The following is a 26,515-nucleotide window of genomic DNA, read 5'->3' as shown; positions in this document are numbered from 1 at the left end:
TCACTCCGCCGTGGCCGCAGCGGCGGCCTGCACGTAGCGGTCGTAGCCCTCGTTCTCGAGGCGCTCGGCCAACTCCGGCCCACCCTGCTCGGCGACCTTGCCCGCGACGAACACGTGCACGAAGTCGGGCGTGATGTAGCGGAGGATGCGCGTGTAGTGCGTGATCAGCAGCACGCCGAGGCCGGTGGCCGCCTTGGCGCGGTTGACGCCCTCGGAGACGATCTTCAGCGCGTCGACGTCGAGGCCGGAGTCGGTCTCGTCGAGCACGGCGAACTTCGGCTTGAGGAGCTCGAGCTGCATGATCTCGTGGCGCTTCTTCTCGCCGCCGGAGAAGCCCTCGTTGACGTTGCGCTCTGCGAACGACGGGTCCATCTTGAGGTCCGCCATCGACGTCCGGAGGTCCTTGACCCACCCGCGGAGCGCCGGCGCCTCACCGTCGATCGCCGTCTTCGCCGTCCGGAGGAAGTTCGACACCGTCACGCCGGGGATCTCGACCGGGTACTGCATGGCGAGGAACATGCCCGCGCGCGCCCGCTCGTCGACGCTCATGGCGAGGACGTCCTCGCCGTCGAGCGTGATCGAACCGCCGGTCACGTGGTACCGCGGGTGACCGGCGATCGTGTAGGCGAGCGTGGACTTGCCGGACCCGTTCGGGCCCATGATCGCGTGGATCTCGCCCTCGTTGATCGTCAGGTCGACGCCCTTGAGGATCTCCTTGGTGCCCTGGTCGGTGTCGATCGAGACCTGCAGGTCACGGATTTCGAGAGTGGACATTGCGTTCCTTCGGTCGTGGCTGTGGTGCGGCGTCAGCCGCGGAAGAAGTGGACGGGTCAGTCGACGGGGACGGGGTCGTGCACGTCGACGTAGACGTCGCCGTCGCGGACCTCGACCCGGAAGACCGGGACCGGCTCGTACGCCGGGAAGTTCTTCGGCTTGCCCGTCGTCAGCGAGAACTGCGAGCCGTGCGCCCAGCACTCCAACGAGTCGTCCTCGACGAAGCCCTCGGACAGCGAGATCTCTCCGTGGGTGCAGGTGTCACCGATCGCGTGCACCGTGCCGGCCGAGTCCTTCACGATGGCGACCGCGGTGCCGTCGACGACGACACGCATCGGGCTGTCGACCGCGATGTCGGCCTCGGCACAGACCTTCTCGGCCATCAGGCGTCGGTCCCCGTGGACTCGACACCGACGAGGTCGGCTGCAGGCCCGGCCAGGACCGTCCGGCCCTCGGCGAGCTCCTGCTCGACCGCCGCGATGAGTCGTTCCTCGAGCGCCGGGGCTCCGATCTTCTGGATGACCTCGACCAGGAACCCCAGGACGACCAGGCGGCGGGCCTCTTCCTCGGGGATCCCGCGGGCCTGCAGGTAGAACAGCTGCTCGTCGTCGAAGCGACCGGTGGCACTGGCGTGCCCGGCACCCTCGATGTCGCCGGTCTCGATCTCGAGGTTCGGGATGCTGTCCGCGCGGGTGCCGTCGGTCAGCACGAGGTTGCGGTTCTGCTCGTACGAGTCCGTCCCCGGAGCGGTCCGCCCGATCAGGACGTCACCGATCCAGACGGTGTGCGCGCCGTCGCCCTGCAGCGCGCCCTTGTAGTTGACCCGGCTCCGGGTGTTCGGAGCGTCGTGGTCGACGTAGACCTGCTGCTCGATGTACTGCCCCGCGTCAGCGAAGTACACGCCGTACATCTCCGCGTCGGCACCCGGTGCGCCGAGGTGCGTGGACGGGTTCACGCGGACGACGTCGCCGCCGAGCGAGACCACGACGTGCTTGAGGAAGGCGTCACGCCCGACCTCGGCGAAGTGGGTGGACACGTGCACGGCGTCGTCGTCCCAGTCCTGCACGGTGACGACGGTCAGACGCGCACCGTCCTGCACGACGACCTCGAGGTTCTCGCTGAGGAGCGCCGACCCGCGGTTGTCGATCACGACGATGCCCTCGGCGTGCTGTTCCGCCGTGATCACGGTGTGGGCGGCGCGTGGCTGGGTACCGAAGTCCGACCGGGTCACGGTGATGAACTCGTGCTCGTCCGTGGCCTTCACGGTGATCGCGAGGACGGCGTCCCGAGCGCTCCAGGCAGCAGCTGCCGCCCGGTCCTCCGGCAGGCCGGCACCACCGACGCGGGCGTCGTCGCTGCGACCCCACTCGACGTCGGCGCCGGCGGACTGCGTCGCGAGGAAGGGGTACGCCGACCCGTCCAACGCGCTGTCGAGGAGCGGCCGGATCTTGTCGAGCGGCGCGAACTTCCAGTTGACCTCTCGGCCGGTGACGGCGGGGAAGGCGTCGACGTCACCCGAGCGGAACCGCTCGGAACGCGTCTGCACCGGCACCTTGGTGTCCCAGCCGCCGTCGGAGTGCGCCCGGGCGCCGTGCTGGTCCGTACCGCCCGACGTGAGCGTGCTCGCGGGCTCCGTCGGCTGGTCGATGTGGGGAGGAGGGGTGGTGCTGGACATCTAGCCGACGGATCCTTCCATGCTCATCTCGATGAGCTTGTTGAGTTCGAGTGCGTACTCCATCGGGAGTTCGCGGGCGATCGGCTCGATGAACCCGCGCACGATCATCGCCATGGCCTCGTCCTCGGGCATGCCGCGGGACATGAGGTAGAACAGCTGCTCCTCGCTGACGCGGGAGACGGTGGCCTCGTGGCCGAGCTGCACGTCGTCGACGCGGATGTCGATCGCCGGGTAGGTGTCGCTCCGCGAGACGGTGTCGACGAGCAGGGCGTCGCAGCGGACCGTGTTGGCCGAGTGGTGCGCCGCCGGGTCCACGCGGACCTCGCCGCGGTAGCCGGCGCGGCCACCACCGCGTGCGATCGACTTCGAGACGATCGAGGACGTCGTGTACGGCGCCATGTGGATCATCTTCGCGCCGGCGTCCTGGTGCTGCCCCGGGCCGGCGAAGGCGACGGACAGGGTCTCGCCCTTGGCGTGCTCACCGGCGAGGTAGATGGACGGGTACTTCATCGTGACCTTGGACCCGATGTTGCCGTCGATCCACTCCATCGTCGCGCCCTCGTGCGCGATCGCACGCTTGGTCACGAGGTTGTAGACGTTGTTCGACCAGTTCTGGATCGTCGTGTACCGGACGCGGGCGTTCTTCTTCACGATGATCTCGACGACGGCCGAGTGCAGGGAGTCCGACTTGTAGATCGGGGCGGTGCAGCCCTCGATGTAGTGGATGTACGAGTCCTCGTCCGCGATGATCAGCGTGCGCTCGAACTGGCCCATGTTCTCGGTGTTGATGCGGAAGTAGGCCTGGAGCGGGATCTCGACGTGCACGCCCTTCGGGACGTAGACGAACGAGCCGCCGGACCACACGGCGGTGTTGAGGGCGGCGAACTTGTTGTCGCCGGCCGGGATCACGGTGCCGAAGTACTCCTCGAACAGCTCCGGGTGCTCGCGCAGCGCCGTGTCGGTGTCCATGAAGATGACGCCCTGCTGCTCCAGGTCCTCGCGGATCTGGTGGTAGACGACCTCGGACTCGTACTGCGCGGCGACGCCGGCGACCAGGCGCTGACGCTCGGCTTCCGGGATGCCCAGACGCTCGTAGGTCGCGCGGATGTCCTCGGGGAGGTCCTCCCACGACTGCGCCTGCTGCTCCGTCGACTTCACGAAGTACTTGATGTTGTCGAAGTCGATGTCCGACAGGTCGGCACCCCAGGACGGCATGGGCTTGCGGTCGAAGAGCTTGAGCGCCTTGAGGCGGTTCGCTCGCATCCACTCCGGTTCGCCCTTGCGCTCGGAGATGTCGGTGACGACTTCTTCCGACAGGCCTCGGCGCGCGGAGGCGCCAGCCACGTCGGAGTCGGCCCAGCCGAATTCGTACTGGCCGAGCCCTTCGAGCTCGGGACGGTCGATGAGCACGTCGGACATGGTCTCCTCGTTTCCTTCTCGCAACAGCGTCTCCGGTACAACCCGGTGGTGTCGGACACCATTCCACCGCGGGCCGCCGACACGGCGGACCGGGTGTTGCTGCCTCGCAACGTCGATGCTTGCACGCAGCGCCGGCATCGATCGGCGATCTCGGCCCATTCGGAGCCGGCGCCTGCCTAGACTTGACTGCTGCTGAACCCTCGAATCCTACAGGTCCAGGGCCCGGAACAACAGGAAGGCACCACCCTCGTGACTCGCGTCGCACCTCCCGTCGAGCAGGACGTCCGGACCCCGACCCGCTGGTGGTCCCTGCCGCGGGCCGTCGACCGCCGTGTCGTCGTCCTCGCCTGGGCGTCCTTCGTGGTCGAGGTCGTGCTCATCGGCACCGGTGGCCTGGTACGGCTGACGGCATCGGGGCTCGGTTGCCCGACGTGGCCGAAGTGCACGACCGATTCCCTGGTGTCGACGCCGGAGATGGGCATCCACGGGGTGATCGAGTTCGGCAACCGTCTGCTCACCTTCGTGTTGGTCATCGTCGCGATCGCGATGTTCCTGGCCGTGGTCCGCATGCGTCGGAGCCGGCCCGAGCTGTTCTGGCTCGCCTTCGCCCAGGGTGCGGCGATCCCGGCACAGGCCGTCATCGGCGGCATCTCGGTCATCACGAACCTCAACCCGTACGTCGTGGGATTGCACTTCGTCGTGTCCGCCGTGCTCACGAGCGTCACCGCGGCACTCGTCGTCCGCTCGGTCAACGGCCCCCGTCTCCGCGACCGGATCGTCCCGCCCTGGTACCTCGGGGTCGTCCGGGGCACCGTGGTCGCCGTCGCACTGACCGTGCTCGTCGGCATCCTCACCACCGGCAGCGGGCCCCACGCCGGCGCGAGCGAGCGCGTGGACGGCGGCGCCCTGCACCGGACGGGCTTCGACACGGAACTCCTGCAGCACCTGCACGCGATCCCGGCCTACGCCACCTTCGCCCTCACGCTCGTCCTGGTGGTCAGCGCCGTCCGGCTGCGGATGTCGAGCCGCGCGGTGCTCCTGCTGCTCGTGGTCGAGTTCGTCCAGATCGCCGTCGGGCTCACGCAGGCGAAGACCGGTCTGCCCGTCGGCCTCGTCGGCGCGCACATGGTGCTCGCCGGACTCCTCGTGGCGGCCATGACCGCGGTGGTCCTGTCGACCCGTTCCAGCGCGGGTCGGGACGCCGTCCGCGCCTGAGTCGAGCGGGCGTGTCGGAACGCTCCGGCGGCCGCCCGTGAGACCGTCGGTGGTGCCTCCGTCGACACCGCCGTTCCGGACTGACGCCCAGGCGTCCGCACCAGCCCACCCACCGTTGGTCGACCGACACCGTCGCTCCGGCGGACGAACGGCTGTCCGCACGAGCCCGTCGGGTCCATCTGCGCCTCGGGCGTCTCGTTGCGCCCGCTCCGTGTCCCACGCTGAAGCGTCACCTCGCGGGTGGCCGCCGGGTGCGGTACCGCGGCCGGACGGGAGGCTCGACCCGGCACCGCGTCCCACGCCTCCCGTCCGGAGGCGCCCCGCGTCCTCGGCGGAAGGAGCGCGGCACGGGCGTCCCCCGCAGGCGGCACCACGACGACGGCGGGCCCGGTCTCCACGTGGAGAGACCGGGCCCGTCGTCGGACGAGACGCGTCAGATCGAGAAGGTGAACACCTGCGGCAGCAACGGGTCGATGCCCACCGCGATGAAGAGCAGCGTCAGGTAGGTGATCGAGCTGCGGAAGACGCGCATCGGCTGCACCTGCTCCATGTGCTGGATCGCCCGGTTGTAGAGCAGGTGTGACTCGACCACGAACCAGATGCCGGCGGCCAGCGCGACGACCGTGTACAGCGGTCCCATGTTCGCGACGGGGACGAGGAGCAGCGAGCACACCAGGGTGGCCCAGGCGTACAGCACGACCTGCAGACCCACCACGGTGCGACCACGGACGACGGCGAGCATCGGCACGTCGGCGGCGTCGTAGTCGTCGCGGTACTTCATCGACAGCGGCCAGTAGTGCGGCGGCGTCCAGAGGAAGATCACCATGAAGAGGATCACCGGCGCCCAGGTCAGCGACCCGGTGACGGCGGCCCACCCGATGAGCACGGGCATGCACCCGGCCGAACCGCCCCAGACGATGTTCTGCGGGGTGCGGCGCTTGAGCCAGAGCGTGTAGACGAACACGTAGATGAGGATCGCGGCGATGCTGAGGGCCGCAGCGAGCCAGTTCACGAAGACGACGAGGACGACCGTGGACGCGATGCCGAGCACCCACGAGAACACCAGCGCCTCGCGGTCGGAGAGCTCACCGGTCACGAGCGGCCGGGTGCTCGTCCGCTTCATCAGGCGGTCGATGTCACGGTCGATGTAGCAGTTGAAGGCCGACGCCGAACCAGCGGACATCGCGCCGCCGAGCATCGTCCAGAAGACGAGCCACAGGTCGGGCACGCCGCGTTCGGCCAGGAACATCGTGGGCGCCGTCGTCACGAGCAGGAGCTCCATGACGCGCGGCTTGGTGAGTGAGACGTACGCCCGGACCTTGCGGGACAGCATCGACCGACGAACGGTGTCTGGCCTGGTCACGGTGGCAGTCGGCAAGGGAACCTCAGTCTGTTTCGCTGCAGTTCGCACACTCGGGTGGACGTCACCGTCGGCGTCGGGGCATGCGTGTCCGCGGAATGGTCGCGGTCTTCCTGCAGTTTACGCGATGGACGGCGCCACGACGATGTCCCGCCGCTGTCCACCCCGATCCGGACATCCCGTCCGCTCCCCCGTCGGGACCCCGATCGACGGCCGAGTCGGACACGCCCGGAGGTCGTCCGACCACGGGAACGTCATCGAGCCCCGCCGGTCGCCTGGACACCTTCTGAGTGCCGGTTCACTATGCTGGAGAGGCCCTCCCGCAGCGTGCCCCGATGACGTCGGCCGCGTTCGAGCCGGTCGGCTGCCGGCAACGGCACCGCGACGGAGCCCCGGGTCGGCAACATGTCCGTGCGATGGCACGAGCCCTCGCACATGTCGCATCAATGAAGGGTCAACATCCAAGTGGCTGAATTCACCTGGGACGCCATCGACCGGAAGGCCGTCGACACGGCCCGCGTCCTCGCCGCCGACTCTGTCGAGGCGGCCGGCAACGGTCACCCCGGCACCGCGATGAGCCTCGCGCCGCTGGCTCACCTCCTCTTCCAGAAGGTGATGCGTCGCGACCCGAGCGACTCCACGTGGATCGGCCGCGACCGCTTCATCCTCTCGGCGGGCCACGCCTCGATCCTGCAGTACGTGCAGTTCTACCTGCACGGCTACGGCCTCGAGCTCGACGACCTGCAGCACCTGCGCAAGTGGGGCTCGAAGACCCCGGGGCACCCGGAGTACGGCCACACCGACGGCGTCGAGATCACCACCGGTCCGCTCGGCCAGGGCCTCGCGTCCTCCGTGGGCTTCGCCTACGCGCAGCGCTTCGAGCGCGGCCTGTTCGACCCGGAGACCCCGGCCGGCCAGTCGCCGTTCGACCACTACACCTACGTGATCGCCGGCGACGGCGACATGCAGGAGGGCGTGACCAACGAGGCCGCGAGCCTCGCCGGTCGCCAGCAGCTCGGCAACCTCATCGCGTTCTACGACTCGAACCAGATCTCGATCGAGGACGACACCGACATCGCGTTCTCCGAGGACGTCCACGCGCGCTACGAGGCGCTCGGCTGGCACGTCCAGGTCGTCGACTGGAAGAAGACCGGCGAGTACAGCGAGGACGCCGAAGCGCTCCACGCCGCCGTCGAGGCCGCCAAGCAGGTCCACGACAAGCCGTCGCTCATCGTCCTCAAGACGATCATCGGTTGGCCGTCGCCGACCAAGCAGAACTCCGGCAAGATCCACGGCTCCGCGCTCGGTGCCGACGAGCTGAAGGGCCTCAAGGAGGTCCTCGGCTTCGACCCCGACAAGACCTTCGACGTCGACCCCGAGGTCCTCGACTACACCCGCGGCGCGATCGCCAAGGGCCAGGCCGAGCACGCCGAGTGGCAGAAGTCGTTCGACGCGTGGGCCGCTGCCAACGCCGACAAGAAGGCGCTGTTCGACCGCGTCCAGGCGAAGGAGCTCCCGGAGGGCCTCGAGGCCGCGCTGCCGGTCTTCACCTCCGAGAAGGCCGTCTCGACCCGTGCCGCCTCCGGCAAGGTCATCAACGCCATCGCGCCGCTCATGCCCGAGTTCTGGGGTGGATCGGCCGACCTCGCCGAGTCGAACCTCACCACGATCGAGGACGGCAAGTCCTTCGGTCCGGCCGAGGCCACGACGAAGACCTGGACCACCGACCCGTTCGGCCGCGTCCTGCACTTCGGCATCCGCGAGCACGCCATGGGCTCGATCCTCAACGGCATCGTCCTGCACGGGAACACCCGTCCCTTCGGCGGCACGTTCCTCATCTTCAGCGACTACATGCGTCCGGCGGTCCGTCTCGCCGCGCTCATGAAGGCGCCGGCGATCTACGTCTGGACGCACGACTCCATCGCCCTCGGCGAGGACGGCCCGACGCACCAGCCGATCGAGCAGATCAGCTCGCTCCGCGCGATCCCGGGTCTCGACGTCGTCCGCCCCGCGGACGCCAACGAGGTCGCGTACGCCTGGCTCGAGATGCTCAAGCACCAGGACCGCCCGGCCGGCATCGCGCTGAGCCGCCAGAACCTCCCGGTCTTCGAGCGTGGGGAGGGCGACGCCTCCGGCGAGACGCTCGCCTCCGCGAAGAACGTCGCCAAGGGCGCCTACGTCCTGGCCGAAGCCCCGAACGGCACGCCGGACGTCATCCTCATCGGCACCGGGTCCGAGGTGCAGATCGCGCTCGACGCGCGTGAGCAGCTCAAGGGCGAGGGCATCAACGCCCGCGTCGTCTCGGCTCCGTCGCTCGAGTGGTTCCACGAGCAGGACGAGGCGTACCGCGAGTCGGTCCTGCCGAAGGCCGTCAAGGCGCGCGTCTCCGTCGAGGCCGGCATCGCGATGAGCTGGCGCGACATCGTCGGGGACGCCGGCCGCAGCGTGTCGATCGAGCACTTCGGTGCCTCGGCCGACTACCAGAAGCTGTTCGAGGAGTTCGGCTTCACCACCGAGCACGTGATCTCGGCCGCCAAGGAATCGATCGCAGCAGCATCCTGACCCCCTGGGCCGGGTCCGGACATCCGGGCCCGGCCCTTCCGCACGGGAGGCCCGCAGCGACTCCGCCACGGACCTCCCGTCCCGGGGGCACGCCCCCGCACAGACCCCGGCCCCAGCGGCCGACGAACGAAACGAAGAAGAGAAGAAGCGAATGACTGACACCACTCCCACCGAAGCCCTCTCCGCCGTCGGCGTGAGCATCTGGCTCGACGACCTCTCCCGTGAGCTCCTCGAGACCGGTCGTCTCGAGAACCTCATCGCCGACCGCAACGTCGTCGGCGTCACGACCAACCCGACGATCTTCGCCTCGGCCCTCGCCAAGGGCGAGCGTTACGACGCTCAGGTCAAGGAGCTGGCCGCCGCCGGCACCGACGTGACGAACGCGATCTTCGAGATCACCACGCAGGACGTCGCGAACGCCTGCGACGTCTTCGCTCCGCTCTACGCGTCCACGAAGGGCTTCGACGGCCGCGTGTCGATCGAGGTCGAGCCGGGTCTCGCCCACGACACGGCGAAGACCATCGAGCAGGCGAAGTTCCTGTTCGACAAGGTCGGCAAGGAGAACGTCCTCATCAAGATCCCGGCGACGGTCGACGGCCTCGAGGCCATCACCGAGGTCATCGGTGCGGGCATCTCGGTCAACGTCACCCTGATCTTCTCGCTCGAGCGCTACCGCGCCGTCATCGACGCCTACCTCGGCGGGCTCGAGAAGGCCAAGGCCGCCGGCCACGACCTCTCCAAGATCCACTCGGTCGCATCGTTCTTCGTGTCGCGCGTCGACTCCGAGATCGACAAGCGTCTCGACACGATCGGCACCGACGAGGCCACCGCGCTCAAGTCCAAGGCCGGCATCGCCAACGCGCAGCTCGCCTACCAGGTCTGGACCCAGGCCTTCGCGACCGAGCGCGCCCTCGGCCTGCTCGAGTCCGGCGCCAACACGCAGCGCCCGCTGTGGGCCTCGACCGGTGTCAAGGACCCGTCGCTGCCCGACACGCTCTACGTGACCGAGCTCGCCGCCCCGAACACCGTCAACACCATGCCGGGCAAGACCCTCGAGGCGACCTTCGACCACGGCGAGGTCCACGGCGACGCCATCGCCGGCACCTTCGACGACGCGAACCAGGTCATGGACCAGCTGGCCGCCGTCGGTGTCGACTACGACGACGTCGTCGCGCTCCTCGAGAAGGAGGCCGTCGACAAGTTCAACGTCTCCTGGGGTGAGCTCGTCGACACCGTGAAGACCGCACTCGAGAACGCCAAGTAGGAGTGACCGTCTCCATCGCCGCCAGCGGTGACGCGGCGCGGGCCATCGACACGGTGGTCCCGCGCCTCGTCACCGACCTGGTGGCGTCCGGGATCACGGCACAGGACGCCGCTCTCTGGGGTCCGGACGCCGAGGCCGAGGCGTCGAAGCGTCTCGGCTGGGTGGAGGCGGTCTCCGTCTCCCGTCCGCTCGTCGCCGAGGTCGCCGCGCTCCGCGAGCAGCTGCTCGCGGAGGGCGTCGACCGGGTGGTGCTCGCGGGCATGGGCGGCTCGTCCCTCGCTCCGGAGGTCATCGCCCGCACCGCCGGTGTCCCCCTGGTCGTCCTCGACTCGACCGACCCCGCGCAGGTCCGCGCCGCGCTGACCGAGCTCGAGCGCACCGTGCTCGTCGTCTCGTCGAAGTCGGGCTCCACCCTCGAGACCGACGCACAGCGCCGGGTGTTCGAGCAGGCGTTCCAGGACGCCGGCATCGACCCGGCCGGACGCGTCGTCGTCGTGACCGATCCGGGCTCAGCGCTCGAGTCGTCCGCACGGCAGGCCGGGTACCGCGTCTTCACCGCCGACCCGACGGTGGGCGGCCGCTACTCCGCGCTGACGGCCTTCGGGCTGGTCCCGGCCGGGCTCGCGGGCGCCGACATCGCCGAACTCCTCGACGAGGCCGACGCGATCAGCGTGCTGCTCGCCGTCGACACCGACGAGAACCCCGGGCTGGTGCTCGGCGCCGTCCTCGCCGGTACCGCTCCCCTGCGGGACAAGATCGGCATCGTCGCTGACGGCACCCACATCCTCGGCTTCGGTGACTGGGCCGAGCAGCTCATCGCCGAGTCGACCGGCAAGGACGGCCGCGGACTCCTCCCCGTCGTCCTCGACGTCGACTCCCCCGAGGTCACCGCAGGCCTGACCGACATGCAGATCGTCCGGCTCGTCGGCTCGCGGGACGACGAGCGGCACGTCGCCGCCGGCGAAGTCGAGATCACCGGCACGCTCGGCGGCCAGTTCCTCGTGTGGGAGTACGCCGTCGCGGTCGCCGGGCGTCTGCTCGGGATCAACCCGTTCGACCAACCCGACGTCGAGGCTGCCAAGGTCGCCGCTCGCGCCCTGCTCGACGGCACCTCCTCCGCGGTCGTCGTCCCCGCGTTCGACGAGGACGGCATCGCCGTCTCCGCGACCGGTGGACTCGAGCCCGGAGCGACCCTCACCCAGGCCGTGTCGAGCCTCCTGGCCGCTCTCGGTCCGGACGGGTACGTCGCGGTGCACGCGTACGTGGACCGCACCGCGGACCACGACCTGGAGGCCCTCCGCGACCTCCTCGCCACGCGCACGGGCCGCCCCGCCACCTTCGGGTACGGACCCCGGTTCCTGCACTCGACGGGCCAGTACCACAAGGGCGGCCCCGCGAACGGCGTGTTCCTGCAGATCGTCTCCGACGAGCAGGACGACCTCGCCGTCCCCGGCCGCCCGTTCACGTTCGGCCGACTCCTCCGGGCCCAGGCCGCCGGCGACGCGAGTGTCCTCGCGGAGCACGGTCGCCCGGTGCTGACCCTGTCGACCCGGGACCTCCCGGTGGCGGCATCGGTCATCACGGCCGCACTCACCACCTGATCAAAGGAGTTCACCGACATGTCACCGGTGGCGATCACCCCGGAGCACAACCCGCTCCGGTTGCCCACGGACCGTCGACTGAACCGGATCGCGGGTCCCAGCACCCTCATCATCTTCGGCGTCACGGGAGACCTCTCCCGGAAGAAGTTGATGCCCGCGGTCTACGACCTCGCGAACCGGGGGCTCCTGCCCCCGGGCTTCGCGCTGGTCGGGTTCGCTCGGCGCGACTGGGAGGACCAGGACTTCTCCCAGCTCGTCCACGACGCCGTCAAGGAGCACTCGCGGACCCCGTTCGACGAGGACGTCTGGCGTCAGCTCGAGCAGGGGATCCGCTTCGTCCAGGGATCGTTCGACGACCCCGAGGCGTTCGCGCTCCTCAAGGAGACCGTCGACACCCTCGACGCCGAGCGTGGGACGCTCGGCAACCACGCCTTCTACCTCTCGATCCCGCCGAAGATGTTCCCGGTCGTCACCGAGCAGCTCAAGCTCTCCGGGCTCACCGAGAAGCGTGACGGGTCGTGGAGCCGGGTCGTGGTCGAGAAGCCCTTCGGCTCCGACCTGCGGACCGCCCGCGAACTCAACGCGATCGTCGAGAGCGTCTTCGCGCCGGACGACGTCTTCCGCATCGACCACTACCTCGGCAAGGAGACCGTCCAGAACCTCCTGACGCTCCGGTTCGCGAACCAGATGTACGAACCCATCTGGAACTCGAACTACGTCGACCACGTGCAGATCACGATGGCCGAGGACATCGGCGTCGCCGGTCGGGCCGCGTACTACGACGGCATCGGTGCGGCACGCGACGTCATCCAGAACCACCTGCTGCAACTCCTCGCCCTCACGGCGATGGAGGAGCCGGTCTCGTTCAAGGCCGGACACCTCCGCGCCGAGAAGGAGAAGGTGCTCTCGGCGGTCCGGCTGCCGGAGGACCTGTCCACGGCGACCGCCCGCGGGCAGTACGCCGGCGGCTGGCAGGGCGGCGAGAAGGTGCTCGGGTTCCTCGAGGAAGCGGGCATGAACCCCGAGTCCACGACGGAGACCTACGCCGCGATCCGTCTCGACATCGCGACCCGCCGCTGGCAGGGCGTGCCCTTCTACCTGCGGGCCGGCAAGCGTCTCGGCCGCCGCGTCACCGAGATCGCGATCGTGTTCAAGCGCGTCCCCGAGGACGTGTTCGGCATCGAACAGTCACCGCTCGGTCAGAACGCGCTCGTCATCCGCGTGCAGCCGGACGAGGGCGTCACGCTCCGCTTCGGCTCGAAGGTCCCGGGCGTCGGGACGCAGGTCCGCGACGTCACGATGGACTTCGGCTACGGCCACGCGTTCACCGAGGCCTCCCCCGAGGCCTACGAACGGCTCATCCTCGACGTGCTCCTCGGTGACCCGCCGCTGTTCCCGCGGCACCAGGAGGTCGAGCTGTCCTGGAAGATCCTCGACCCGATCGAGGAGTTCTGGCGGACACAGGGCCAGCCCGAACAGTACCGTCCTGGCACGTGGGGTCCGGCATCGGCCGACGAACTCCTCGCCCGCGACGGTCGGACCTGGAGGCGTCCATGAAGATCGACCTGCCGAACACCACGGTCTCGAAGATCCAGAAGACCCTGGTGCACATCCGCGAGGAGGGCGGGGCCGTCGCTCTCGGCCGCGTGCTCACCCTCATCGTCTCGACCGCCCTCGGTCGCGAGGAAGAGGCCATCGAGGCTGCCAACCAGGCGTCCCGCGAGCACCCGATGCGCGTCGTCATCGTGTCGAAGAACGAGGGTGACGTCGCGTCCCCCGGTCGTCTCGACGCGCAGATCCGCGTCGGCAGCGACGCGGGCGCCAGCGAGGTCATCGTCCTCCGCGCCTACGGCGAGACCGCTGCGGACGAGGAGAGCCTGGTCACCGGACTGCTCCTCCCCGACGCGCCCGTCGTCGCCTGGTGGCCGGAAGCCGCGCCGGAGAAGCCGTCGGTCTCGCCGCTCGGCCGGATCGCCCAGCGGCGGATCACCGACGCCGCGGCGCAGAAGGACCCGAACGCCGCGATCATGGCGCTCGCGGACTCCTACGCGCCCGGTGACACGGACTTCGCCTGGACGCGCCTCACGCTGTGGCGGAACCAGCTGGCGGCCGCGCTCGACCAGCCGCCGTTCGAGCCGATCACCGCGGTCGAGGTCTCCGGTGCGTTCGACAGCCCGTCGACGGTGCTCCTCGCCGCGTGGCTCGGCCTCCAGCTCAAGGTCCCCGTGGAGGTCACCACCTCACCGCGGGCGACGGGCTCGAGCGGCATCCACGGCGTGAAGCTCGTGCGCGACTCCGGCACGATCGAACTCGAGCGTTCCCTGGTCGACGTCGCGACCCTGTCGATGCCGGGGCAACCGACGCACGACCTGTCGTTGCCGCGCCGGAACCTGCGCGACTGCCTGGCCGAGGAACTCCGTAGACTCGACCCGGACGTCCTCTTCGGAGACGTCGTCAAGCACGGGGTGGCCAAGCTCCGCGAACGCATCGCGGGCTGACCACCGCCACGGTCCGACCGTCCGTCCTCCCCCGCCCTGCCCGTCAGGTCGGGCGGGCCGGACGGCCGGCCGGACCGACCGCGGTCACATGGGTGGCCGCATCACGAACACGGGAGTCACGTGACCAACGAACGGCGGGTGCTGGTGCACCCCGACAAGCAGGCCCTCGGCGCCTCCGTCGCCGCACGCTTCATCACGAAGATCATCGACGTGCTCGACGAGCAGGGGCGGGCCGACATCGCGATCAGCGGTGGCTCGGTCTCGACCCTGGTGCTCGCGGCGATCGGGCAATCGCAGGCGCAGGAGAGCGTCGACTGGTCGAAGGTGCACGTCTGGTGGGTCGACGAGCGCTGGGTGCCCGCGGGTGACGCCGACCGCAACGACGCCGGTACGCAGACCGATTTCCTCGACCACGTCAGCATCCCGGTCGAGAACATCCACCTCATGGCCGCGTCCGACGCCGGTCTGACGATCGACGAGGCCGCGGACCAGTACGAGCGCGAGCTGCACGACGCCGCGCCGGACTCCGCCGATGCACCGCGGTTCGACATCACGCTCCTCGGCGTCGGACCGGACGGCCACACGGCGTCGCTGTTCCCGGAGTTCCCGCAGCTGCGCGTCACCGACCGCATGGTCGTGTCCGTGGACGACTCCCCCAAGCCGCCAGCCCAGCGCCTGACGCTCACCTACCCGGTGATCAATGCGTCGCAGCGGGTCTGGGTCATCCTCTCCGGCGCCGAGAAGGCGTCCGTGCTCGGGCTCGCCCTGGCGGGTGCCGCGGTGGACGAGGTACCGGTCGGTGGTGTGCAGGGCCGGAAGCGCACCGTCTTCTTCGTCGACCAGGACGCCGCGCGCGACGTTCCGGAGAACCTCATCGCGTCGACCTACTAGACGCGATCACTCACGGACGGGAGGCGCGGTGCCAGCTGGCACCGCGCCTCCCGTCTGTCTGCGCCCGGCGTCGGCCGTGCGAGACCCGCCGGACGTGGTCACGCGACCGCGCGCGCAGGGCTGACGACCTGACCCATGACGAAGGCCCCCGCACCAACGGTGCGGGGGCCTTCGGACGTCGAGTGCTACTTGGCGGCGGTACCGCGGCGCTGGCGGAGCTGCTGCAGTGCGTCCTCGAGGAGCTGCGCCGCCTCTTCCTCGGTACGCCGTTCCTTCACGTACGCCAGGTGCGTCTTGTACGGCTCGGTCTTGGCGACCTGCGGCGGGTTCTCCTTGTCGCGGCCGGCCGGGAGACCGGTGGACGGGGAGTCGACCGTCTCGGGGATCTCCTCGTCGGGGAGGTTCGCGGCGAAGTACCGTACGACCTCGTTGCCCATCGCGTCCCAGTAGGAGATCGCGACGCGTTCGGCCTGGACCCCGCGGTCCTGTTCGCCCATCGGGCCTGCGCCCACGCGCGACCCGCGGATGGCGCTTCCTCCGGATGCCATGTCAGCTCCCTGCCGTGAACTTGTTGATGAGACCGAGCACGATGATGCTCGAGATCCAGAGGAGCCCGAGGATCACGGTGATGCGGTTCAGATTGCGCTCGGCGACGCCGGATGCCCCGAGGTTGCTCGTCACACCACCGCCGAACATGTCGGAGAGGCCGCCACCGCGACCCTTGTGCAGGAGGATGAGGAGCGTGAGCAGGAGGCTCGTGATCGCGAGCAGGACCTGCAGCACGACGGAGAGTATCGCCACGACGTACCTTTCGTGTCAGTCAGCCATCCGAGTATACCGGTCGCGCGGCGCGCGCTCGGGAACCGGGCGGGTTGAGCGGTGCGGGAGGGGCACAGCACGAGGCGCGACGGGCGGTGCCCGTCGCGCCTCGGCGGTGCTGGTCTACAGACCGACGTGCTGCTGGAACCGCGCGATGGCGGCGAACTCCTGCACGTCGAGGGACGCGCCACCGACGAGCGCGCCGTCGACGTCGGGCTCACGGAGGAAGCCCGCGATGTTGCCCGACTTCACCGAACCGCCGTACAGGACGCGCGTGTCGGCAGCGGCCTGGTCACCCCAGGCAGCAGCGATGCCGCGACGCAGGGCAGCACACTCGTCCTGCGCCTGCTCTGCCGTGGCCGCCTGGCCGGAGCCGATGGCCCACACCGGCTCGTACGCCACGACGATCTCGGCCGGCTGCACGGCAGCGAGGACGATCTGCAACTGCTCGACCGGGACGACCCCGGCGCCGCGCTGCTCACGCTGTTCGCCCGTCTCCCCGACGCAGACGACCGGCACCAGCCCGTGCTTCACGGCAGCTGCGGTCTTGGCGGCCACGATCTCGTCGGTCTCACCGTGCATGGTGCGACGCTCGGAGTGGCCGACGATCACGTACTTCGCGTCCAGTGCGGCGAGGAACGCGCCCGAGACGTCACCGGTGTAGGCACCGGAGTCGTACTGCGACAGGTCCTGGGCGCCGAACGCGATGGGCAGCTTGTCGGCGGAGATGAGCGTCTGCACGCTCCGCAGGTCCGTGAAGGGCGGGAACACCGCGACCTCGACGTCGGCGTGGTCGTGACGGGCGTCCTTCAGGGTCCACGCGAGTTTCTGGACGGTGGCGATGGCCTGGAGGTGGTCCAGGTTCATCTTCCAGTTGCCCGCGATGAGCGGCGTGCGGGTCATGCGGACCACCCCAGCGCTTCGAGGCCGGGGAGCGACTTGCCCTCGAGGAACTCGAGGCTCGCCCCACCACCGGTGGAGATGTGGCCGAACTGGTCGTCGGCGAAGCCGAGAGACCGGACGGCGGCTGCCGAGTCACCACCGCCGACGACGCCGAGGCCGTCGACCTCGGTGAGCGCCTGCGCGACGGTCTTCGTGCCCGCGGCGAAGGCCGGGAACTCGAACACGCCCATCGGGCCGTTCCAGAACACGGTCTTCGACGAGGACACCGCTGCGGCGAACCGCTCCGCCGTCTCCGGGCCAATGTCGAGCCCGATGCCGTCCGCTTCGAACGACGAGGACTCGATGGCGTCGGCGGCCACCGTCTCGTGCTCGGCGTCGGCGGCGAAGCCGGAGGCCACCACGACGTCGGTCGGCAGGTCGATGGTCACGCCGAGCTCGGTCGCTCGGGACAGGTACTCCCGGACGGTGTCCAGCTGGTCCTGCTCGAGCAGCGACTTCGCCACCCCGTGGCCCTGGGCCGCGAGGAAGGTGAAGAGCATGCCGCCACCGATGCAGATGGTGTCGACGCGCGGCAGCAGGTGGTCGATGACCCCGAGCTTGTCGCTGACCTTCGAGCCGCCGAGGACGACGGTGTAGGGCCGCTCGGGTTCCTCGGTCAGGCGCTCGAGCACCGTGAGCTCCTGCTCGATGAGCTGACCGGCGGCACTCGGGAGGGCCGATGCCAGCTCGTAGACCGAAGCCTGCTTGCGGTGCACGACACCGAACCCGTCGGAGACGAAGGCGTCCCCGAGGGCTGCGATGCGGTCGGCGAAGGCTCCGCGTTCGGCGGCGTCCTTCGAGGTCTCCTCCGGGTTGAACCGGAGGTTCTCGAGCAGCAGGACGTCACCGTCCTCGAGGGCCTCGGCGGCCGCGGTCGCTTCGTCGCCGACGGTCTCGCCGACGAACGCCACCGGCTTGGCCAGCAGTTCGGACAGCCGCTGGGCGACCGGCGCGAGCGAGTACTCCGGCGTCGGTGTGCCGTCGGGTCGGCCGAGGTGCGACACGACGATCACGCGCGCGCCGGCGGTGATCAACGTGTTGAGCGTGGTCAACGACGCGCGCACACGGCCGTCGTCCGTGATCGTGCCGTCCTTGAGCGGGACGTTCAGGTCACAGCGGACGACGACACGCTTGCCGGCGAGGTCGCCGAGGTCCTCGAGGGTGCGGAGAGCCATCAGGTCAGAGCTTCTCGCCCACGAACTCGGTCAGGTCGACCAGGCGGTTCGAGTAGCCCCACTCGTTGTCGTACCACGAGGTGATCTTGACGAGGTTGCCCATGACCTTGGTCAGGCCGGAGTCGTAGATCGAGGAGTGCGGGTCCGTCGTGATGTCGGTCGACACCAGCGGGTCCTCGCTGTAGAGCAGGATGCCCTTCAGCGGGCCCTCGGCGGCGGCCTTGTAGACGGCGTTGATCTCGTCGACCGTGACGTCCGACTTGGTCTCGAGCGTGAGGTCCGTGATCGAACCGGTCGGGACCGGCACGCGGAGCGCGAAGCCGTCGAGCTTGCCGGCGAGCTCCGGGAGGACCAGGCCGATGGCCTTCGCCGCACCCGTGGAGGTCGGGACGATGTTCAGGGCCGCGGCACGGGCACGACGCGGGTCCTTGTGCGGGCCGTCCTGCAGGTTCTGGTCGGCGGTGTAGGCGTGGACCGTGGTCATGAGACCGCGCTCGATGCCGAACGCGTCGTGGAACACCTTGGCGAGCGGCGCGAGGCTGTTCGTGGTGCACGAGGCGTTGGAGATGATGTGGTGGTTCGCCGCGTCGTAGGTGTCCTCGTTCACGCCGAGGACGATGGTGACGTCGTCACCGGTCGCCGGGGCGGAGATGATGACCTTCTTGGCGCCGGCGTCGATGTGCTTCTGCGCATCGGCGGCCTTGGTGAAGAAGCCCGTGGACTCGATGACGATGTCGACGCCCAGTTCGCCCCAGGGGAGGTTGGCGGGGTCGCGCTCGGCGAGGACCTTGATGGCCTTGCCGTCGACGACGATGTTGTCGCCGTCGAGCTCGACGGAGACGCCGAGCTTGCCGGTGATCGAGTCGTACTTGAGCAGGTTCGCGAGCGCGGCGTTGTCGGTGAGGTCGTTCACCGCCACGATCTCGAGGTCGCTGCCCTTGGCCAGAGCGGCGCGGAAGAAGTTACGGCCGATCCGGCCGAAGCCGTTGATACCGATCTTGACGGTCAATGGTTCTCCTGTTGGGTGTGGAGCGCCTCGGGGAGGCACTGCTTTTCGGAGTGTGGAGGTGTCGTCGGGGACGACGGCCGGCCCACGTGTCGTGGACGATACGCCCGTGACGTCGCCCTCACGACCCTAGCAGTCGGACCCCCACGGACCACCTGCATGACGCCGACCCGGGGCGGGTCGGCGCGCAGTGGCCGCGGGGGTCCGGAGGGGACGAGTCGGTCAGGCGCCTTCGAGTTCCTCGGGCACGCTCGCCTCGGTGCCGGGGACGCCGAGGTCGGCGGCACGCTTGTCGGCCATCGCCAGCAGTCGGCGGATCCGACCGGCGATGGCGTCCTTCGTCATGGGCGGGTCGGCGTGCTGGCCGAGCTCGTCCAGCGACGCGTCGCGGTGCTCGAGCCGCAGGGTGCCGGCGTACTGCAGGTGGTCGGGGACCTCGTCGCCGAGGATCTCCAGCGCCCGCTCGACCCGGGCGCACGCGGCGACCGCGGCTTGCGCCGAACGACGCAGGTTCGCGTCGTCGAAGTTCACGAGGCGGTTGGCGGTGGCACGGACCTCCCGGCGCTGGCGCATCTCCTCCCAGTCGGCCGTCGTCCGGGCGGCGCCCATCGCGGTGAGCATCTGTCCGATGGCCTCGCCGTCGCGGATGACGACCCGGTGGACCCCACGGACCTCGCGGCCCTTCGCGGCGATGCCGAGGCGGGAGGCAGCGCCGACGAGCGCCATCGCCGCTTCGTTGCCGGGGCAGGTGACCTCGAGCGCTGCGGCACGACCCGGGTCGGTCAGGGTGCCGGAGGCGAGGAACGCGCCGCGCCAGATGGCGGCGAGGTCCTCGCGGGTGCCGGTCGTCAGGCGGTTCGGCAGCCCGCGCACCGGACGGCGACGGGCGTCCATGAGCCCGGTCTGGCGGGCCAGGGTCTCACCGGCCTCGAGGACGCGGACGAGGTACCGGGTCCCGCGCCGCGACGACGCGGTCGACCCGACGGAGGCCTCGCTCCGCACGCCGTACAGCTCGGCGAGGTCCTTCCGGACGCGGTGCACGATGATCCGGGTGTCGAGCTCGACCTCGACGGCGATCCGGCCGGAGATGACGTGCAGGCCCCCAGCGAACCGGAGCACGGTCGCGAGCTCGGCGGCGCGGACCGTGTTCCGGTTGACGACGACCCTGGCCAGTTCGTCCTTCACCTCGGCAGTCAACGGCACGGCATCATTCCTTACGTTCTTCGGGGTGGGGTTCCGCGGCCCCGGGGCGCACGCGTGTCGAGACGGCCGGTGGGACGGTCACTCCCGGCCGAGATCTCGGTTCTTCACACGCACGGCGACGTTGGGCATCCCGCGGAGGAGGCTCGCCAGCTCGGCGACGATGGCGACCGAACGGTGCTTGCCGCCGGTACAGCCGATGGCGATCGTAGCGTGTCTTTTGTTCTCCCGCTGGTACCCCTCGAACACCGGCTCGAGGACGGAGGCGTAGCGGTCGACGAACGGACGCGCCCCGGGCTGCTCCAGGACGTAGTCGGACACCGGCTTGTCGAGCCCCGTGTGCGGCCGCAGTTCCGGCACCCAGTAGGGGTTCGGGATGAAGCGCACGTCGGCGACCATGTCGGCGTCGGCGGGCAGGCCGTACTTGAACCCGAAGCTCATCAGGGTGACCTGGACGCCGACGAAGCGGTCCTCGGCGAACTTCTCGGTGACGGCGTTCGCGAGCTGGTGGATGTTCAGGTCGGACGTGTCGATGATCATGTCCGACGCCTCGCGCAGGCCGAGCAGGCGGGTGCGCTCCCGTGCGATGCCGTCGAGCAGCGTGTCCTCGCCCTGCAGCGGGTGGGGCCGTCGGACCTGTTCGAAGCGCCGGACCAGGACCTGGTCGGTTGCTTCGAGGAACAGCACCCGGACCCGGGCGCTGGTGCTCTCGCGCAGCTGCTGGACGGCGTGCTCGGGGTCCGTGAAGAACCGCCCGCCGCGCACGTCGACGACGGTCGCGATCTTCGGGATCGACTCCCCCGCCCGGTCCGCCAGGTCGGTCAGCGGCCCGAGCATCTGCGTCGGGAGGTTGTCGACCACGTACCAGCCGAGGTCCTCGAGCGCCTTCCCCACCGTCGACCGCCCGGCGCCGGACATGCCGGTCACGATGAGGACGTCGTGCTGCTGCTGCGAGGTGGTGTCGGTCATCTGCGAAGGAGCTCCGTCGTGGTGCGGGCGGGTCGCCCGGCCGGTTCGAGCGCCGCCGGCCCAGGTCGAGGACCAGGCTACCGTCCGGTCGCCGGGGCCGTGCGGGCGTCATGCGCGCCGGGCGCACTGGTCGGGGTGGGTGCACTGGCCGGGGTGGGCGCGCTGCTCGGGGTGGGCGCGCTGGCCGACTCGGGGGTGTCCACCGGGACCGTCGTGAGCTTGCGCACCACGGCGGCCGCCGTCGCGGGCCCGACGCCCGGCACCTCGGCGACCTCTTCCGCTGTGGCCTGGCGGAGGCGGGCCACTGAGCCGAAGTGCTTCAACAGCGCGGCCACGCGGTTCGGTCCGAGCCCGGGGATCTCGGACAGCTGCGACTTGACGTCCCGCTTCCGTCGCGTCCGCTGGTGCGAGATGGCGAAGCGGTGGGCCTCGTCGCGGAGACGCTGGATGAGGAAGAGCGCCTCGGAGTTGCGCGGCAGGATGACCGGGAAGTCGTCATCGGGCAGCCAGAGCTCCTCGAGACGCTTCGCGATGCCGACCAGGGCGATGTCGCTGACCCCGGCCTCGTCGAGCGCACGCTTCGCCGCGGCGACCTGGGGCTGCCCACCGTCGACGACGAGGAGCTGCGGCCGGTACGCGAAGCGTTTCGTCGGCTTCGACCCCTCGACGACGGCGTCGCCGGTCACGTCGGGCACGTCCGGCACGGCCGCGTCCTCGTCGAGACGCGCCAGTCGACGGGTCAGCACCTGGTACATGCTGTCGGTGTCGTCGGTGGTCTCGGCGATCGTGTAACGCCGGTACTGGTCCTTGCGCGGCAGGCCGTCCTCGAACACGACCATCGACGCGACGACGTTCGTCCCCTGCAGGTGCGAGATGTCGTAGCACTCCATCCGCAGGGGCGCCTCGGTCATGCCGAGCGCCTCCTGGATGTCGGCGAGGGCCGCCGCCCGGGTCGTGTAGTCGGCCGAGCGCTTCGTCTTGTAGAGCGTGAGCGCCTGCTGGGCGTTCTGCGAAGCCGTCCGGGCGAGACCCGCCCGGTCACCGCGCTGGGCGGTGCTGAGCTTCGTGCCACGGCCACCCCGGCGGTCGCTGAGCCACTGCTGCAGGGCATCGGCGTCGTCGGGCAGGACCGGTACGACGACCTCACGAGGCGGTTCCTCGCCGCCGGCCCCGGCGGGCAGTTCGCTGCCGGTGTAGACGCCCTGCACGATCTGCTCGACGAGGTCGCCCGTGCTGATGTCGAGCTCCTTGTCGACGACCCAGCCGCGCACACCGCGGATGCGTCCGCCGCGCACCGAGAACAGCTGCACGGCGGCGGCCAGCTCGTCCTCGGCGATGCCGAACAGGTCGAGGTCGACCGAGTCCTTGAGCACGACCGCGGACTTCTCGAGCACGGCTTCGAGGGCCTCGACCTGGTCGCGGTACCGGGCTGCCTGCTCGTACTGCATGGCGTCGGCCGAGGCCGCCATCCGCTGCCGGAGCTGCGTGATCACGCGACGGTCGTAGCTGCCCATGAACCGCACGAACTCCTCGACGAGCGCACGGTGCTCCTCGATCGTGACGCGTTGCGAGCACGGCCCGCCGCACTTGCCGATCTGCCCCGGGAAGCACGGCTTGCCGGTCTGCATGGCGCGCTTGTAGGACGACTCCGAACAGGTGCGGATCGGGAAGACCTTGATCATCAGGTCGATGGTGTCGTGCACGGCCCAGATCTTCGGGTACGGGCCGAAGTACTTCGCGCCCTTGATCTTCCGGTTGCGCGTGACCATCACCCGCGGCGCCTCGTCGGCCATCGTGATCGCCATGTACGGGTACGACTTGTCGTCACGGAACTTGACGTTGAAGGGCGGATCGAACTCCTTGATCCAGGTGTACTCCAACTGGAGCGCCTCGATCTCCGAGCCGACCGTGGTCCACTCGACGCTCTGCGCCGTGAGGACCATGCGCCGGGTCCGTTCGTGCAGGGTGTGCAGCGGCGCGAAGTAGTTGCTCAGCCGGGCGCGGAGGTTCTTCGCCTTGCCGACGTACAGCACGCGGCCGTTGCCGTCACGCCACCGGTACACGCCGGGGTCGGTCGGGATCTCCCCCGCCTTCGGCCGCCACGGGACGGTGTCCGCCACCTAGCGAGCACCTGCCTGCTGTGCACCTGCTCGACGTGCACCCACGGACCGCTCCTTGCCCACGCGGGCGTCCTGCGCGTCGAGGATCTCGCGGAGGAAGACGCCGGTGTGGCTCTCCGGGACGTCGGCGACGTGCTCCGGGGTGCCCGTGGCCAGCACCGTGCCGCCGCCCGACCCGCCCTCCGGGCCCATGTCGATGAGCCAGTCGGCGGACTTGATGACGTCGAGGTTGTGCTCGATGGTGATGACGGTGTTGCCCTTGTCGACCAGGCTCTGCAGCACGAGGAGCAGCTTCCGGACGTCCTCGAAGTGCAGACCCGTGGTCGGCTCGTCGAGCACGTAGACCGTGCGGCCGTTCGAACGACGCTGCAGCTCGGTCGCGAGCTTGACCCGCTGTGCCTCCCCGCCGGAGAGCGTCGTCGCGCTCTGCCCGAGTCGCACGTAGCCGAGGCCGACGTCGACGAGGGTCTGCATGTACCGGTGGATCGCCGAGATCGGCTCGAAGAACTCGGCCGCCTCGCTGATCGGCATGTCGAGCACCTCGGAGATGCTCTTGCCCTTGTAGTGCACCTGCAGCGTCTCGCGGTTGTACCGGGCGCCGCCGCAGACCTCGCACGCGACGTAGACGTCGGGCAGGAAGTTCATCTCGATCTTGATGGTGCCGTCGCCCGAGCAGTTCTCGCAGCGGCCGCCCTTGACGTTGAAGCTGAAGCGTCCGGGCTGGTACCCGCGGGTCTTCGCCTCGGGGGTCTCCGCGAACAGCTGACGGATGCGGTCGAAGACACCCGTGTAGGTCGCCGGGTTCGAGCGCGGCGTCCGTCCGATGGGGGCCTGGTCGACGTGCACGACCTTGTCCAGCTGGTCGAGGCCCTTCACCCGGGTGTGCTTGCCCGCGATGTGCCGGGCACCGTTGAGCTGGTTGGCCAGCACCTTGTACAGGATGTCGTTGACGAGCGTCGACTTGCCGGAGCCGCTGACCCCGGTGACCGCGGTGAAGACCCCGAGCGGGAAGTCGACGTCCACGTCCTTGAGGTTGTTCGCCCGCGCGCCCTGCACGCTGATGACCCGCTTGCGGTTGACCTTCCGACGCTCCGACGGCATCTCGATCGCCCGGCGCCCGGCGAGGTAGTCACCCGTGATGGACTCGCGGTTCTCGATCATGTCGTCGTACGAACCCGAGTGTACGACGTTGCCGCCGTTGACGCCCGCGCCGGGTCCGATGTCGACGACCCAGTCCGCCGTGCGGATCGTGTCCTCGTCGTGCTCGACCACGATGAGCGTGTTGCCGAGGTCCTTGAGCTTCACGAGCGTGTCGATGAGCCGACGGTTGTCGCGCTGGTGCAACCCGATGCTCGGCTCGTCGAGGACGTACAGCACGCCGGTCAGCCCGGAACCGATCTGGGTCGCGAGCCGGATGCGCTGCGCCTCGCCACCGGAGAGACCACCGGCGCCACGTGCCAGGGTGAGGTAGTTGAGGCCGACCTCGAGCAGGAACTCGAGCCGCGCCCGGATCTCGCGCAGGACGGCCGCGGCGATGTGCGCCTCGCGCGCCGTGAGCGTGATGTCCGCCATGAACCCGTAGGCCTCGTCGAGGGCCATGTCCGTGACGTCCGCGATGCTCCGGCCGTCGACCGTGACCGCCAGGACCTCGGGCTTGAGACGGGTGCCGTCACACACGGGGCACGGCACCTCGCGCAGGTATCCCTGGAACCGCTGGCGCTGCGAGTCGGTCTCGGCCTCGGCGAACTTGCGCTCGATGTAGGGCATCACGCCCTCGAACCCGCTCGTGTACCGCATCTCGCGGCCGAAGCGGTTCTTCCACGACACCGAGACCTCGAAGTCCTTGCCGGTGAGGATGGCGGCCTGCACCGACGACGGCAGCTGGTTCCACGGGGTGTCGAGACGGAAGCCGAGCTCCTTGCCGAGGCCGGCGAGCAGCTTCTCGAAGTAGGAGTACAGGCCGCTCGTCCCGGTCCAGGGCAGCAGGACACCGTCTGCCAGGGACGCTTCGGGGTCGCCGAGCACGAGGTCCGGATCGACCGACATGCGGGTCCCGAGGCCGGAGCACTCCGGGCAGGCGCCGAACGGGGCGTTGAACGAGAAGGTCCGCGGCTCGATCTCGGTGAGGGCCAGCGGATGGTTGTTCGGGCAGGAGAGGTTCTCGGAGTACGTCCGCACCGCACCCGGGCCCTCGTGGTCGACGAGGTCGATCGCGACCGTGCCGTTCGTGAGGCGCAGAGCCGTCTCGAGCGAGTCGGTCAGTCGGCCGAGGATGTCGTCGCTGGCGACCAGGCGGTCGACGATGACCGAGATGTCGTGCTTGACCTGCTTCTTGAGCGTCGGCGGGTTGCTGAGCTGGATGCGCTCTCCGTCGACGATCGCACGGGAGTAGCCGGACGCCGCGAGCTCCTGGAAGAGGTCGACGAACTCGCCCTTCTTCTTCGACACGATCGGCGCGAGCACCTGGAACCGGGTACCGGTCTCCTGCGTCATGAGCTGGTCGGCGATCTGCTGCACGCTCTGCTTGCTGATCACCTCGCCACAGACGGGGCAGTGCGGGATGCCGATGCGCGCCCAGAGCAGACGCATGTAGTCGTAGACCTCGGTGATGGTGCCGACGGTCGACCGCGGGTTCCGGTTCGTCGACTTCTGGTCGATCGACACGGCGGGCGACAGCCCCTCGATGAAGTCGACGTCGGGTCGGTCGACCTGTCCGAGGAACTGGCGCGCGTACGCCGACAGGGACTCGACGTACCGGCGCTGTCCCTCGGCGAAGATCGTGTCGAAGGCCAACGAGGACTTGCCCGATCCGGACAAGCCGGTGAACACGACGAGGGAGTCGCGCGGGATCTCGAGGTCGACGTCTCGGAGGTTGTGCACCCGCGCGCCGCGGACGCTCAGCGTCGACGTGTCGTGGGGTGCTGTACCGCCGGGCAGGTGCAGGTCCGACGGCTCGTCGAAGTCGTCGGGTCCGGGCATGGCGGTTCCGCGGTCAGAGGTGATGGTCATCGCAGACGATTCTACG

21 protein-coding genes are annotated in these 26,515 nt (G+C 69.5%); 7 read left to right on the top strand and 14 right to left on the bottom strand.

Annotation, left to right across the window (positions count from 1 at the left end):
- The 4 genes from sufC to sufB are packed head-to-tail and all read right to left on the bottom strand — an operon-like array spanning position 1 to position 3,868.
- The gene (gene sufC / locus DEI83_RS05415; protein WP_111080765.1) at positions 1 to 774 is read right to left on the bottom strand and encodes a Fe-S cluster assembly ATPase SufC; all 774 of its coding nucleotides are present in this window, start codon (positions 772 to 774) and stop codon (positions 1 to 3) included.
- Between the two features lie 56 nt (positions 775 to 830).
- Positions 831 to 1,157 (bottom strand): non-heme iron oxygenase ferredoxin subunit, encoded by a 327-nt coding sequence (locus DEI83_RS05410; RefSeq protein WP_111080764.1) that lies wholly within the window; start codon positions 1,155 to 1,157, stop codon positions 831 to 833.
- A complete protein-coding gene (gene sufD / locus DEI83_RS05405) occupies positions 1,157 to 2,449 on the bottom strand; it encodes a Fe-S cluster assembly protein SufD (RefSeq protein WP_111080763.1) in 1,293 nt (430 codons plus the stop codon). The genes DEI83_RS05410 and sufD overlap by 1 nt, the downstream gene beginning before the upstream one ends.
- A complete protein-coding gene (sufB, locus tag DEI83_RS05400) occupies positions 2,450 to 3,868 on the bottom strand; it encodes a Fe-S cluster assembly protein SufB (protein ID WP_111080762.1) in 1,419 nt (472 codons plus the stop codon).
- A gap of 249 nt (positions 3,869 to 4,117) precedes the next feature.
- On the opposite strand from sufB, the gene DEI83_RS05395 reads away from it, so the two are divergent.
- Positions 4,118 to 5,083 (top strand): heme A synthase, encoded by a 966-nt coding sequence (locus DEI83_RS05395; RefSeq protein ID WP_111080761.1) that lies wholly within the window; start codon positions 4,118 to 4,120, stop codon positions 5,081 to 5,083.
- 433 nt (positions 5,084 to 5,516) lie between these two features.
- Here the strand turns inward: DEI83_RS05395 and DEI83_RS05390 are convergent, their stop codons facing one another.
- Positions 5,517 to 6,446, bottom strand: a complete 930-nt coding sequence (locus DEI83_RS05390; RefSeq protein WP_181431078.1) for a heme o synthase — start codon at positions 6,444 to 6,446, stop codon at positions 5,517 to 5,519.
- A 462-nt stretch (positions 6,447 to 6,908) separates the two neighbouring features.
- Here DEI83_RS05390 and tkt point away from each other — a divergent pair, with 462 nt between their 5' ends.
- The 6 genes from tkt to pgl all read left to right on the top strand — a co-directional run bounded on the left by tkt (position 6,909) and on the right by pgl (position 15,259).
- Positions 6,909 to 9,005, top strand: a complete 2,097-nt coding sequence (gene tkt, locus DEI83_RS05385; RefSeq protein ID WP_111080759.1) for a transketolase — start codon at positions 6,909 to 6,911, stop codon at positions 9,003 to 9,005.
- Between the two features lie 151 nt (positions 9,006 to 9,156).
- Positions 9,157 to 10,269, top strand: coding sequence for a transaldolase (gene tal / locus DEI83_RS05380; protein WP_111080758.1), 1,113 nt, complete (start codon positions 9,157 to 9,159; stop codon positions 10,267 to 10,269).
- Between the two features lie 2 nt (positions 10,270 to 10,271).
- Entirely contained in the window at positions 10,272 to 11,870 is a 1,599-nt protein-coding gene (locus DEI83_RS05375; protein ID WP_111080757.1) for a glucose-6-phosphate isomerase, read from the top strand.
- An 18-nt stretch (positions 11,871 to 11,888) separates the two neighbouring features.
- The gene (gene zwf, locus DEI83_RS05370) at positions 11,889 to 13,427 is read left to right on the top strand and encodes a glucose-6-phosphate dehydrogenase (protein WP_111080756.1); all 1,539 of its coding nucleotides are present in this window, start codon (positions 11,889 to 11,891) and stop codon (positions 13,425 to 13,427) included.
- The gene (locus DEI83_RS05365) at positions 13,424 to 14,368 is read left to right on the top strand and encodes a glucose-6-phosphate dehydrogenase assembly protein OpcA (RefSeq protein WP_111080755.1); all 945 of its coding nucleotides are present in this window, start codon (positions 13,424 to 13,426) and stop codon (positions 14,366 to 14,368) included. Before zwf ends, DEI83_RS05365 begins: the two co-directional genes overlap by 4 nt.
- Before the next feature lie 120 nt (positions 14,369 to 14,488).
- Entirely contained in the window at positions 14,489 to 15,259 is a 771-nt protein-coding gene (pgl, locus tag DEI83_RS05360; protein WP_111080754.1) for a 6-phosphogluconolactonase, read from the top strand.
- Between the two features lie 185 nt (positions 15,260 to 15,444).
- On the opposite strand, the gene DEI83_RS05355 is transcribed toward pgl, so the two are convergent.
- The 9 genes from DEI83_RS05355 to uvrA form a co-directional block, all read right to left on the bottom strand.
- Positions 15,445 to 15,807, bottom strand: coding sequence for an RNA polymerase-binding protein RbpA (locus DEI83_RS05355; protein ID WP_110825022.1), 363 nt, complete (start codon positions 15,805 to 15,807; stop codon positions 15,445 to 15,447).
- Between the two features lies 1 nt (position 15,808).
- Positions 15,809 to 16,060, bottom strand: a complete 252-nt coding sequence (gene secG, locus DEI83_RS05350; RefSeq protein ID WP_110825023.1) for a preprotein translocase subunit SecG — start codon at positions 16,058 to 16,060, stop codon at positions 15,809 to 15,811.
- Positions 16,061 to 16,201: 141 nt separating this feature from the next.
- Positions 16,202 to 16,981 (bottom strand): triose-phosphate isomerase, encoded by a 780-nt coding sequence (tpiA, locus tag DEI83_RS05345; protein ID WP_111080879.1) that lies wholly within the window; start codon positions 16,979 to 16,981, stop codon positions 16,202 to 16,204.
- Complete coding sequence (locus tag DEI83_RS05340; protein ID WP_111080753.1) at positions 16,978 to 18,195, bottom strand: phosphoglycerate kinase; 1,218 nt, start codon at positions 18,193 to 18,195, stop codon at positions 16,978 to 16,980. Before DEI83_RS05340 ends, tpiA begins: the two co-directional genes overlap by 4 nt.
- A 4-nt stretch (positions 18,196 to 18,199) precedes the next feature.
- Positions 18,200 to 19,204: a type I glyceraldehyde-3-phosphate dehydrogenase gene (gene gap / locus DEI83_RS05335; RefSeq protein WP_110825025.1), complete on the bottom strand. Its 1,005-nt coding sequence runs from the start codon at positions 19,202 to 19,204 to the stop codon at positions 18,200 to 18,202.
- Positions 19,205 to 19,423: 219 nt separating this feature from the next.
- A complete protein-coding gene (whiA, locus tag DEI83_RS05330) occupies positions 19,424 to 20,404 on the bottom strand; it encodes a DNA-binding protein WhiA (RefSeq protein WP_111080752.1) in 981 nt (326 codons plus the stop codon).
- A 78-nt stretch (positions 20,405 to 20,482) separates the two neighbouring features.
- Entirely contained in the window at positions 20,483 to 21,370 is an 888-nt protein-coding gene (rapZ, locus tag DEI83_RS05325) for an RNase adapter RapZ (RefSeq protein WP_111080751.1), read from the bottom strand.
- A gap of 77 nt (positions 21,371 to 21,447) precedes the next feature.
- On the bottom strand, positions 21,448 to 23,490 hold the full coding sequence (gene uvrC / locus DEI83_RS05320; protein WP_111080750.1) for an excinuclease ABC subunit UvrC: 2,043 nt from the start codon (positions 23,488 to 23,490) through the stop codon (positions 21,448 to 21,450).
- Positions 23,491 to 26,499: an excinuclease ABC subunit UvrA gene (uvrA, locus tag DEI83_RS05315; RefSeq protein WP_258371070.1), complete on the bottom strand. Its 3,009-nt coding sequence runs from the start codon at positions 26,497 to 26,499 to the stop codon at positions 23,491 to 23,493. It lies immediately after the preceding gene.
- Between the last annotated feature and the right edge of the window lie 16 nt (positions 26,500 to 26,515).

The organism is Curtobacterium sp. MCBD17_021 (assembly GCF_003234525.1).
Classification (GTDB): domain Bacteria; phylum Actinomycetota; class Actinomycetes; order Actinomycetales; family Microbacteriaceae; genus Curtobacterium.
The sequence above is the reverse complement of the archived record's forward strand: the minus strand, read 5'-3'. Positions and strand labels throughout refer to the sequence as shown.